Source organism: Microbulbifer agarilyticus (assembly GCF_019800665.1).
Lineage (GTDB): Bacteria > Pseudomonadota > Gammaproteobacteria > Pseudomonadales > Cellvibrionaceae > Microbulbifer > Microbulbifer agarilyticus_C.
Genome location: NZ_JAHVKO010000001.1, coordinates 26,142 through 37,529 on the forward strand (window position 1 = coordinate 26,142; position 11,388 = coordinate 37,529).

Here is an 11,388-nt window from a genome sequence, read left to right on the forward strand (position 1 = left end):
AACAAAACAGGCGGCCAGTGGCCGCCTGTTTTGCTCAATAAGAGGGGAGGATCAGAGTGCCGACTGGGAGGCTGCAGATTCCGCAGCAGGGACTTCCACAAGGGCTTCGCTATTGTCGTTGGCTGCGGCGTCGGCCAGGCGCTGTTCTTCGATCCGGTCGGTCCAGGTCAACAGGGCCTGATAGTGGCGGATATTCTGCACGTAAGTCACCGGCTCCCAGCCACGGGCGTAGCCGTGTTTCAGGGTCTTGTAGTACTGGCGTTTGGCCAGTAGCGGCAGGTGGTCGCGCACGTCTGCCCAGCGGTCCGGGTTGCCGCCCATGCGCTCGGTGAGAACACGGGCGTCTTCCAGGTGGCCAAGGCCAATGTTATAGGCGGCGAGCGCCATCCAGGAGCGATCTGGCTCGCGGATACGCTCGGGGATGCGGTCGCGTACCTGAACCAGGTAGCGCGCTCCGCCGTCGATGCTCTCCAGCGGGTCCAGTCGGTTCACGCCCATTTCGCGCGCGGTAGCGCGGGTCAGCATCATCAGGCCGCGCACGCCGGTAGGTGACTTGGCGCGCGGGTTCCAGTGGGATTCCTGATAGCTGAGGGCAGCCAACAGTTCCCAATCCACGCCGTACTTGTCGGCGGCTTTCTGCAGTTCTTCCCGCCAGCGGGGCAGGCGGTCGCGGGTGAGCTGGGCGAAGGTCTTGGCACCGCCCACGTTCATCTGGCTCACGTGTCCAAAATGCAGTTCACGCAGCTCCGCCACCAGGCCACTGGTATTGGCGCGGACCATAAAGCTGCGCGCAGCGCGGTAGAGGGTGTCGTCATCGCCCTTGGGGAAGGCCCAGGAAACCGGCTGGAACTGGGTCAGGTTAAAGGCGATATGGGTATTGGGGTAAAGGCCGCGGTGCACCGCGTAGGCATTGGAGTCGACAACCGCGTAGTGGTACTTGCCCTGATCCACCATCTCCACCAGTTCCATGGCGTCGACGTCGGAGATTTCCTCCCAGGAAAGATCTTCATAGCGTTGGGAGAGCTTGCGCAGCTGCTCGGCATGGGCACTGCCGGCGATCACCGCAATATTCTTGCCGGCCAGGTCACCCACACTGCGCGGGCGCGCCTCGCCCAGGCGGTAGATCACCTGTTGGCGAATCTCAAAATAAGAAGGCGTGAAGCGCACCTGCTCGCGGCGCTCGGAGGTTACCGTGAGGCCCGATGCCGCCATGTGTGCACCAGACTCGGGGTCTTCCAGCTCACCGAACAGGTGGCTCAGGTCGTGCACGTCGCGGATTTCGAGTTCCACGCCCAGTTCGCGGGCAAACTCTTCCAGCATGCCGTACTCGAAGCCGGTGTACTGGCCGTTGGCATCTTCGTAATAGGTGGTGGGACCATTCTGGGACAGCACGACAAGATTGCCGGAGGCCTTGACCCTCTCCAGCAGGCTCGGCGCCTTGCTGGCGACCAATAAAGAGGCACAGCAGGCCAGGGCCACCCCCTTTACCAGGCGGCGGCTGTATCGCAACAGTCGGCTTTTCATGATCATAGGCTGTCCCCTCGAATCCCTTCGTTAGCATTATTAACGCGTGAAGCTCGGCCAGTACCTGCTTGGTACCTAACACCTTTCATCCGGATCTTTCACCGGGACTGTTTACCCGCTTGTGGCCGGTATCCATGCTTCACTGCGAGCGCTATCCATTGCGTCTCGCTTCGATTCACCGTGTACCAAGAGAATCCAGTACATCGGTAATGCCGGCTTTGCCTATTATTTGAACAGCACTAGGCAAAAGCGCGGCAATTTTACCCCATCTCTACCGGGTCTGACCAATTTTGACCAAATTGCGTGACCTGGTTTGTGAAAGCCGGGGTTGTCCCAATCCACCTTTCAGTGTAGTTGGCGCAGCCGACCATGGGCCTGGCCAAGGGTAATTTAAGGGGAATTGAGGTCGTTCCTGGTGCCATTTGGGTCTTCTCCATTAAAGAACGGGGTGCATAGGTACAGTTAATTCCCGTGGCAGTGTTGGAGCGGCGTCGCTTCAGGTACAATGCGCGCGCTCCGATTCCCGGTGTACCTGCGTGCCACCTCTAAACCGACCGGTTGCTTCCGGCCGCAGGCGCTCAAATTCAGACAAGAGGCTATCTCCCGCGATGCTAGTTCTGCGTGGTGCTCCCGCACTGTCGAAATTCCGCCATCAAAAACTGCTAACCCAACTCCGCGCCCTGCAGCCTGCCATTGCAGACGTGTACGCAGAGTTTGTGCACTTCTCTGACAGCGACAACCTAGGGGACAAGGACCTCGCGCTGCTGGAGCGTTTGCTGCAGTACGGTCCCACCGAAGAAAAGCACCTGCCCGAGGGCGAGCTGCTGCTGGTGGTACCGCGTCCGGGCACCATTTCTCCCTGGTCTTCCAAGGCAACCGACATCGCCCACAATGCGGGCCTGACGGATATCCACCGCCTGGAACGTGGTGTTGCCTACTACATTACTGGCGTTGAATTAACCGAAGCTGAACGCGACGATCTGGCGGCACTGCTGCACGACCGCATGGTGGAGACTGTATTCACCGAGATGGCCCAGGCAGAGCAGCTGTTCCGCGTGGAGAGCCCACGCCCGATGAGTACCGTCGATGTACTGAACGGTGGTCGCGAGGCCCTGTCTCGGGCCAACGTGACCCTGGGCCTGGCGCTGGCGGAAGACGAGATCGATTACCTGCTCACCAGCTTCGAAGAGCTGGAGCGCAACCCCACCGATGTTGAGCTGATGATGTTCGCCCAGGCGAACTCCGAGCACTGCCGCCACAAGATCTTCAATGCCAGCTGGACCATCGACGGCGAAGACATGCCGAACTCCCTGTTTGGCATGATCAAGAACACCTACCGCCAGGGCGGTGACAATGTGCTGTCTGCCTACGCGGATAACGCGGCCGTTGTGGTTGGCCACAATGCCGGCCGTTTTTACCCGGACCCGGAAACCAAGGAATACCGCTTCAGCCAGGAAGCCATCCACCTGCTGATGAAGGTGGAAACCCATAACCACCCGACCGCCATCGCGCCGTTCTCCGGTGCCGGCACCGGCGCCGGTGGTGAGATCCGTGACGAGGGCGCGGTAGGCCGCGGCTCCAAGCCCAAGGTTGGCCTCACCGGCTTCACCGTATCCAACCTGCAGGTCCCGGGCTTCGAACAGCCGTGGGAAGTGAATTACGGCAAGCCCGGTCGCATCGTGACCGCGCTGGATATCATGATTGAAGGCCCCATCGGTGGTGCTGCCTTTAACAACGAATTCGGCCGCCCGAACATCTGCGGCTATTTCCGTACCTTTGAAGAAGACTTCAACGGCGAGCGCCGCGGCTACCACAAGCCGATCATGCTGGCCGGTGGTTACGGCAACATCCGTGAAGACCACGTGGACAAGCCGGAATTCCAGCCGGGCGCCAAGCTGATCGCCCTCGGTGGCCCGGCCATGTTGATTGGCCTGGGTGGCGGTGCCGCTTCCAGTATGGCCAGCGGCTCCAGCTCGGAAGACCTGGACTTCGCCTCCGTGCAGCGCCAGAACCCGGAAATCGAGCGCCGTTGTCAGGAGGTCATCGACCAGTGCTGGCAGCTGGGTGCCGAGAACCCCATCGCGTTTATTCACGATGTAGGCGCCGGCGGCCTCTCCAACGCTTTCCCGGAACTGGTGAAAGACGGTGGTACCGGCGGCAGCTTCGAGCTGCGCAACGTACCGTCCGACGAGCCGGGCATGAGCCCGCTGGAAATCTGGTGTAACGAATCCCAGGAGCGCTACGTCCTGGCAGTAATGCCGGAAGACCTGGCGCGCTTCGAGAAGATCTGCGAGCGCGAGCGCGCGCCGTTCGCGGTGGTGGGAGAAGCCACCAGCGAGAAGCACCTGACCCTGAATGACAAGCAGTTCGACGCCAAGCCGGTCGACCTGCCCATGTCCGTGCTGTTCGGCAAGCCGCCGAAGATGCACCGTGAGGCTGCCAAGGTAGAAGCCGAAACCAAGGCCTTCGATACCAGCAAGATCGATCTGAACGATGCCGCCGAGCGCGTTCTGCGTCTGCCCACAGTGGCCAGCAAAAACTTCCTGATCACCATTGGCGACCGTACCGTAACCGGACAGGTCAGCCGCGATCAGATGGTTGGCCCCTGGCAGGTACCGGTCGCGGACTGTGCGGTAACCACCGTTTCTTATGACAGCACCGCGGGCGAAGCCATGTCCATGGGTGAGCGTACTCCGGTTGCGCTGCTGGACGCGCCGGCCTCCGGTCGCCTGGCGGTGGGTGAGGCGATCACCAATATTGCGTGTGCGCCGATCAAGCAGCTGTCCGATATCAAACTGTCCGCCAACTGGATGTGTGCCGCGGGCCACCCGGGTGAGGAAGAAAAGCTCTACCGCACCGTAGAAGCCATCGGTATGGAGCTGTGCCCGGAACTGGGTATTACCATCCCGGTGGGTAAGGACTCCATGTCCATGCGCACCGCGTGGAATGAAGACGGCGAAGACAAGGCGGTAACTGCGCCGCTGTCGCTGGTAATTTCTGCCTTCTCCCCGGTTACCGATGTACGCAAAGTGGTGACCCCACAGCTGCGCCGCACCAAAAAAGGTGAGAGCGAGCTGATTCTTGTGGATCTGGGCGCTGGTAAAAACCGCCTCGGTGGCTCCTGCCTGGCACAGGTATACAACGAGCTGGGTGAGCAACCAGCAGACCTGGACGATGCCAAGCGCCTCAAAGGCTTCTTCGACCTGATGCAGCAGCTGCTGGCGGAGAACAAGGTCATTGCATATCACGACCGCGCCGACGGCGGCTTGTTCGCCACGCTGGCGGAAATGAGCTTCGCCGGCCGCGTCGGCCTGGACGTCGAAATTTTCGACCTCGACGACGACGCCATCGCCGCGCTGTTCAGTGAAGAGCTGGGTGCGGTACTGCAGGTGCCGGCGGCCGATGCTGAGATGATCGAAGGGCGTTTCGCCACCGTTGGCGTACCGGCGCACCGTATTGGTGGCCTCAACGACAACGAAACCCTGTGCATCACCAATAACGGCAAAGAAATCTTCAACCGCAGCCGTGCGGAACTGGAGCAGATCTGGTCAGAAACCAGCTACCGCATTCAGGCGCTGCGCGACAACGCCGATTGCGCCAAGCAAGAGTTTGACGCCATCGCCAAAACTTCCGCGCAGGACCCAGGCCTGTCCGTGAGCCTGAGCTACGACGTCAACGAAGATATCGCTGCGCCGTACATCAGCAAGGGTGTGCGGCCGAAGATTGCGATCCTGCGCGAGCAGGGCGTCAACAGCCAGGTGGAAATGGCACATTCCTTCCACCGCGCGGGCTTCAATGCCGTCGATGTGCACATGAGCGATATTCTCGCCGGCCGTGTTGAACTGGACCAGTTCAAGGGCCTGGTGGGCTGTGGTGGCTTCTCCTACGGTGACGTACTCGGCGCCGGTGAAGGTTGGGCCAAGACCATTCTGTTCAACGACCGCGCACGCGATCAGTTCGAAGGCTTCTTTAACCGCAAAGACACCTTCGGCCTCGGCGTGTGTAACGGCTGTCAGATGTTCTCCGTCATCAAGGAACTGATTCCGGGTGCCGGCCACTGGCCGCGCTTTGTGCGCAACCTGTCCGAGCAGTACGAAGCGCGCTTTGCGCTGGTGGGCGTGGAAGACTCCCCATCGGTCCTGTTCAAAGGGATGGCTGGATCTTACATGCCGGTGGCAGTTGCTCACGGTGAGGGTCGCGTGGAATTTGCCGACCAGAAGGCGCTGGAAGCGTGCGAACAATCCGGCACCATTGCCATGCGCTACCTGAACAACAACCAGCAGATTACCGAAACTTATCCGGCCAACCCGAATGGCTCGGTAAACGGTATTACCTCTCTGTGTTCCGAAGACGGTCGCGTCACCATCATGATGCCGCACCCGGAGCGTGTTGCCCGCGCCGTCAGCAACAGCTGGCGCCCGGATGACTGGGATGAAGATTCCGGCTGGATGCGTCTGTTCCGCAACGCCCGTGTGTTTGTCGACTGATTTTCGGTATCGCACATCCGCCTGATTTCAGGTGTACAAAAACCCCGGTTTTTACCGGGGTTTTTTATGCGCGAAAGGCAACAGCTTTCCAGGTATGGATACCTCGGTGCAGCGATTGAACTTGTCTAGACTGAAGGGGCTTTGAAATTTGGTCGTCCGGTGACTGTGCGCGCTGGTCGAGTTATGAAGGCTCTTAACAATCTCGGTGGTTCAATTATGTGTGACGAATTACTGCATTCCGGCGATACCTCTCGCGCCACGCAATCGCCTGCTGAGGCGTCGGATACTGGGCAAGGGACCAGCCGTCGGCAGCTATTGAAGGGCGCCTTCTCGGCGAGTGTGGCCGGGCTTGCCGCTGGCGCGGGGTTAATGGGGTTTTCCAATGTAAGCTTTGCTGGCGCTTTGACCAAAGAGCAGCGTGACGGGATGAGCCCTGATGACATCGTTAAGATGATGGAGGAGGGCAACAAGCGCTTTCGTGCGGGCAAGATGAAGCAGCATGATTATGTAGCGCAGCAGAACGCAACGGCATCTGGACAGTATCCTGCGGCGGCAATTTTAAGCTGTATTGATTCACGCACCCCGGCGGAAATACTGCTCGACCTTGGTCTGGGCGATGCATTCAATGCGCGAGTCGCGGGTAACATTTGTAATGATGATGTTATTGGTAGCCTCGAATTTGCCTGTGCAGCAGCGGGCTCCAAAGTGATTCTGGTGATGGGGCATAGCGCCTGCGGCGCAGTTAAGGGCGCCATTGATAACGTAAAGCTGGGCAAACTTACCGGCCTGCTCAGCAAGATCCAACCTGCGGTGGCGGCCACCAAGTACGATGGTGATCGATCCAGTAAGAATGCCGAGTTTGTTGATCAGGTGGCGGAAAACAATGTACGCCAGTCGATCAAGGAAATTCGCGAGGGCAGCGAGACACTGGCCAATCTGGAAAAAGAAGGGAAAATCAAAATCATCGGCGCCATGTACAACCTGAGTGATGGTCAGCTGACGTTACTGAATTGAAACCTGAGCGGCGCCCTTTGGGCGCCGTTGCATCCATATAAGTGTATTTGCGCGCCTGACCAGAGACTAAAATTCCTGACTGGTCGGGCACTTTTTCCATTCTTTGCTACACTAAAAACCATAAGCGCAATAACATTTTTCGTATGGACACTTCATCGCAATCGATACCAACCTCCATACCTTCGCTGCTGGCTGATTATCTCAGCCCATTAAGTCCGCAGCGCAGCGAACGCCTGCACAAGTTGCACAACCTTGTGATCGCCAGCTATCCCGATGCAAATCTATCCCTCAAATACAAAATGCCAACCTACGAGCAGGGTGCCGGGTGGGTGGCACTGGCGAATCAGAAGCATTATGTCTCGGTGTATACCTGTGCCCGCGTCCACATACAGCCGTATCTCGATAAGCATCCAAAAACCAAGTGCGGAACCGGGTGCCTGAATTTCCGCGACAATGACGATATTGTGTTTGAAGACCTGAAGCCGGTATTGGCTTCTGCATTTAGCAAGAAGTGAGGCAGCTGACACCGTCGGTAGTTTAGTCGCGCGCTCACAGGGAATTAAGATAAAAATCAAGGAGTTGATCATGCCTTACAACGAAGAGCTGGCGGAAAAAGTACGCGAAGTCCTGCAGGAAGAAGCCGGTCTGACCGAAAAGCAGATGTTTGGTGGCCTGGCATTTATGCTCAATGGCAACATGGCCTGCGGCGTTGTTGGCGAGGAGCTGATGGTGCGGGTAGGGCCTGACAACTACCAGGCCGCACTGGGCGAGCGCTATACCCGGCCCATGGACTTCACCGGCCGGCCACTGAAGGGCATGGTGTATGTCGAAGAGGACGCCATTCTTGAGGACCTAAATGGATGGGTCACCCGCGGAGTAGAGTTTGCGGGTACCCTGCCACCAAAATAAGGCGGCTCCAACTCGATTTCTTCATAACACTCTTCATTGATCAAACAGCGCCGGCATCCAGGCTGTCCGGGTCGTCCAGCTTCGAGGGGGCGGCGATACCGTCAATTTCGACGGTCAAATGGGAAACCTGTGAACAGCGCTGTTTGAGTTCCGCTTCCAGCGTATCAATCAACATTTCTGTTGCCTCCAGGGTGGCCTGCACCGTCGCCCTCTGTTCCGCATAGTCGATCACTGTCTCCGTGCGCCGATGATCGGGCACGCGTTCCAGAAGTGCGGCCTGGTGCTCCTCAATACGTTTACGCATATCGCGCATCAGCACTTCTTCGCGTATCTCTATTTCCGCAACGACCACGGTATGCCGGTCGTCTACGATGACCGAGCGCAGGTCGTGGTGGCGTTCGATTTCGGGGTGCTGGCGTACAATTTCACTAAAGCACTTCTCGGCCTTGTGATCGCGAATACTGGTAAGAAAGCGCATATTTACCATGCCGAGAAAGATTGCGGTGACACCGAGCATCAGTGCGATCAGCACGGAAAACCCGATGTCCCAGCGCGGATCGCCGGTGACCTGCGTCATACCGATACCTGTGGCGGCGAGTATCACACCGGTAACGGCAATCGAGTCTTCAAGCAGTACCGCAATCAGTGTTGGATCATCCGCGGACACCAGATAACGAAACGGATTGCGCAAACCGGCGGCGCGCATACGGCTGAAGAATTCTTTGGCCGCCACGTAGAGGACATATCCCTCGAGTACGAAGGCAATGGTTAACACCAGCGCTGAAATCACAATAGGGTGGACCGCCATGCCCAGCACCTGGATAGTCTCCGGCCGCTCTATATGTCCCAGATTGTGAAACGCATGCCAGGCATGGGCCAGGCCGAGGCCACAACCAATGGAGAAGAGGCCAATGGCACTCCACAGGTTCCACAGATACTTTTTCTGGCCGTGGCCAAACGCATAGTGACGATCTGCCGGACGCCCGCCCCGCTTCAACCCCAACAGCAAGAAGATCTGATTGAGGGTGTCCATGAGACTGTGGACAGCCTCATTCATCATTGCGGCGGAATGGGTCGCCAGAGCAGCAACACCTTTCAATACGGTGATAATCGCGTTCACACAAATGGCATAGAGAACCGCCTTTTTTGATCCCTGAGCCATGTAACTCCCTTTTCCCTGATGTTTCCCGAATGCCAGACGTAGCCAAAGGGCGCTACGTAACGCTGTGATAGGTGGGGTATTGAAAACCCACTTCCGTCAAAAATAGGCAAGGTGACGGCGGCTGAATCTCTCTCTAGATGCGAAAAACGCCAACCCGCCAATCTGCACAAAAATCCGCTGCCTATACTTCCCCAGTTCCAATTGTCTGCCACCGCGCACAGTCCAGCGCGGATACTAATGGGGAATCACCATGAGTAAGTATGGGATTGTTTTAACGGCTTTGGCTTTCATTTTTGCCGCGAGTGGCTGTGGTGAAAAACAGCAGGGCGGGGCGGAGAGTGAACCGTCAAGCGGTCAGCCCAAATTGATCGAAGAAGAATTTGGGCGCGATGCTAAACAGCTGAATGAGGAATCCGAACAGCCCCGGGATAAGGGCCCGCAAACCGCCCCGGAAGGTGGTGACACCAGCGCGGCAGCGCCGGCTCCTGCGTCCAGTGGCGACTACCCGACCCAAGCCTACTTCGGTGACACCCATGTCCACACCGGCTGGTCGGTAGACGCCGGTATGGATGGGGCGATTCTTTCGCCGGAAGACGCTTATCGATTCGCCCTTGGCGAGGAGGTCAAATCCAATAGCGGCCTGAGTGCCAAGCTCAGCCGTGCCTATGACTGGTTTATGGTCACGGATCACTCCGACGGTATGGGGGTCATTAGCGAGCTGGTTTCCGGTAACCCGGAGATGATGGCCGACGAGACCCTCAAGCGCTGGAACGAGGCACTCAATTCCGGTGACGACCAGCGGGCGGCGGATGCCAAGAGCGAGCTGATTGTCATGCAATCCGAGGAGCGCCTGCCGGAAATCGTGATGGATCCCAAGTGGATGAAATCCGCGTGGGAAAAAACCGTGGATGCGGCGGAGAAGTTCAACAAGCCCGGCGAGTTCAGTACGTTTATCGCGTTCGAGTGGACCGTGAATGCTGGCGGCGGTGACAACCTGCATCGCAATGTGATTTTTCGCGATGATGCCAGCAAGACCCGCAGCCTGCTCCCACTGACCACCTTTGAGACTCAGGACCCGGAAAAGCTCTGGCAGTGGATGAAGGCTTATGAGGACAAAACTGGCGGGCGCGTTTTCGCGATTCCCCACAACGGCAATATGTCCAACGGCCGCATGTTTGAGCAGAAGCGCTTTGATGGTTCGCCCATGACCAAAGAGTGGGCGGAGTTGCGCGCACGCTACGAGCCACTGTATGAAGTCACCCAGATCAAGGGGCAAAGCGAATCCCACCCCAGCCTGTCACCTGAAGATGAATTTGCAAGCTGGGACTTGTGGGACCGCGGTAACCTGATTCTCAAGCCAAAGCCCGCCGGATCTTTTAAATACGAATACTGGCGTCCGGCGTTGAAAGAGGGCATGCGCCTGGAAGCCGAGCTTGGGGTGAATCCGTTCCAGCTTGGCGTCAATGGCGCAACGGATACGCATACCGGCCTCTCCACTCCCGATGAAGATAACTTCTTCGGCAAGTTCAAGACACTGGAACCGAGCAATAAAGATCGCTGGAAGTTCCCGCTGCTGAGCGGACCCTCGGATAACTACATGGGATGGGAAATGGCTTCCGCAGGCATTATGGGTGTCTGGGCCACGGAGAATACCCGTGAGGCGATCTGGGATGCGATGCTGCGTAAAGAAACCTTTGCCACCAGTGGGCCGCGCATGCTCGTGCGCTTCTTTGGTGGCTTTGACTTCTCTGCCGCCGATGCGGAGTCGGATCTGGTAAAACGCGGTTATGAAAAAGGCACCCCAATGGGCGGGGTCGTAAACGGTGATCCATCTGGCAAGAAGTTGGGTTTCTTGGTCGCCGCCATGAAGGACCCGGACGGTGCGAACCTGGATCGTGTCCAGATTGTTAAGGGGTGGGTCGATGGCCGTGGCAAGACCCACGAGAAGATTTTCAATGTGAAGTGGGCCGGTGATCGAAAATTGGATGGTGAGGGAAACATTCAGAAAGTCGGTGATACCGTGAACCTGGAAACCGCGGAGTACACCAACGATATTGGTGAAGCAGAGTTGGTTGGCTACTTTGAAGATCCCGAATTCAATCCCGAGCATCGCGCGGTTTACTACGTGCGTGTACTGGAAATTCCCACGCCGCGCTGGACACTGTACGACAAGATAAGAAACAAAGTGGAGATGGATAAGGATGTTCCGATGGTTCTGCAGGAGCGCGCCTTCTCCAGCCCTATCTGGTACAAGCCGTAGGTGACAGCTGTACGGCACCCAAAGCTTTTGCT

7 protein-coding genes are annotated in these 11,388 nt (G+C 57.8%); 5 read left to right on the forward strand and 2 right to left on the reverse strand.

Features of this window, described 5'->3' with window-relative positions; genetic code table 11:
- Positions 1 to 51: 51 nt before the first annotated feature.
- Positions 52 to 1,530, reverse strand: a complete 1,479-nt coding sequence (mltF, locus tag KUV22_RS00150; protein WP_222227653.1) for a membrane-bound lytic murein transglycosylase MltF — start codon at positions 1,528 to 1,530, stop codon at positions 52 to 54.
- A gap of 602 nt (positions 1,531 to 2,132) precedes the next feature.
- Here mltF and purL point away from each other — a divergent pair.
- The 4 genes from purL to KUV22_RS00170 all read left to right on the forward strand — a co-directional run bounded on the left by purL (position 2,133) and on the right by KUV22_RS00170 (position 7,934).
- Positions 2,133 to 6,011 carry a phosphoribosylformylglycinamidine synthase gene (gene purL / locus KUV22_RS00155; protein ID WP_222227654.1) on the forward strand — a complete coding sequence of 1,293 codons (3,879 nt, stop codon included), beginning with the start codon at positions 2,133 to 2,135 and terminating at the stop codon, positions 6,009 to 6,011.
- Positions 6,012 to 6,194: 183 nt separating this feature from the next.
- On the forward strand, positions 6,195 to 7,025 hold the full coding sequence (locus KUV22_RS00160) for a carbonic anhydrase family protein (protein ID WP_222227655.1): 831 nt from the start codon (positions 6,195 to 6,197) through the stop codon (positions 7,023 to 7,025).
- A gap of 143 nt (positions 7,026 to 7,168) precedes the next feature.
- Positions 7,169 to 7,540 carry an iron chaperone gene (locus KUV22_RS00165; RefSeq protein WP_222227656.1) on the forward strand — a complete coding sequence of 124 codons (372 nt, stop codon included), beginning with the start codon at positions 7,169 to 7,171 and terminating at the stop codon, positions 7,538 to 7,540.
- A 70-nt stretch (positions 7,541 to 7,610) separates the two neighbouring features.
- On the forward strand, positions 7,611 to 7,934 hold the full coding sequence (locus KUV22_RS00170; RefSeq protein WP_222227657.1) for a TfoX/Sxy family protein: 324 nt from the start codon (positions 7,611 to 7,613) through the stop codon (positions 7,932 to 7,934).
- Positions 7,935 to 7,974: 40 nt separating this feature from the next.
- Here KUV22_RS00170 and KUV22_RS00175 read toward each other — a convergent pair whose 3' ends face one another.
- Positions 7,975 to 9,096: a cation diffusion facilitator family transporter gene (locus KUV22_RS00175; RefSeq protein WP_222227658.1), complete on the reverse strand. Its 1,122-nt coding sequence runs from the start codon at positions 9,094 to 9,096 to the stop codon at positions 7,975 to 7,977.
- Between the two features lie 250 nt (positions 9,097 to 9,346).
- Between KUV22_RS00175 and KUV22_RS00180 the strand changes: the two genes are divergently transcribed.
- Positions 9,347 to 11,356 carry a DUF3604 domain-containing protein gene (locus KUV22_RS00180; protein WP_261319038.1) on the forward strand — a complete coding sequence of 670 codons (2,010 nt, stop codon included), beginning with the start codon at positions 9,347 to 9,349 and terminating at the stop codon, positions 11,354 to 11,356.
- The last annotated feature ends 32 nt before the right edge of the window (positions 11,357 to 11,388 follow it).

Bases quoted from the DNA above. Each gene is read 5' to 3' on its own strand.
- mltF (WP_222227653.1), bottom strand. From the start codon at position 1,530: ATGATCATGAAAAGCCGACTGTTGCGATACAGCCGCCGCCTGGTAAAG.
- purL (WP_222227654.1), top strand. From the start codon at position 2,133: ATGCTAGTTCTGCGTGGTGCTCCCGCACTGTCGAAATTCCGCCATCAA.
- KUV22_RS00160 (WP_222227655.1), top strand. From the start codon at position 6,195: ATGAAGGCTCTTAACAATCTCGGTGGTTCAATTATGTGTGACGAATTA.
- KUV22_RS00165 (WP_222227656.1), top strand. From the start codon at position 7,169: ATGGACACTTCATCGCAATCGATACCAACCTCCATACCTTCGCTGCTG.
- KUV22_RS00170 (WP_222227657.1), top strand. From the start codon at position 7,611: ATGCCTTACAACGAAGAGCTGGCGGAAAAAGTACGCGAAGTCCTGCAG.
- KUV22_RS00175 (WP_222227658.1), bottom strand. From the start codon at position 9,096: ATGGCTCAGGGATCAAAAAAGGCGGTTCTCTATGCCATTTGTGTGAAC.
- KUV22_RS00180 (WP_261319038.1), top strand. From the start codon at position 9,347: ATGAGTAAGTATGGGATTGTTTTAACGGCTTTGGCTTTCATTTTTGCC.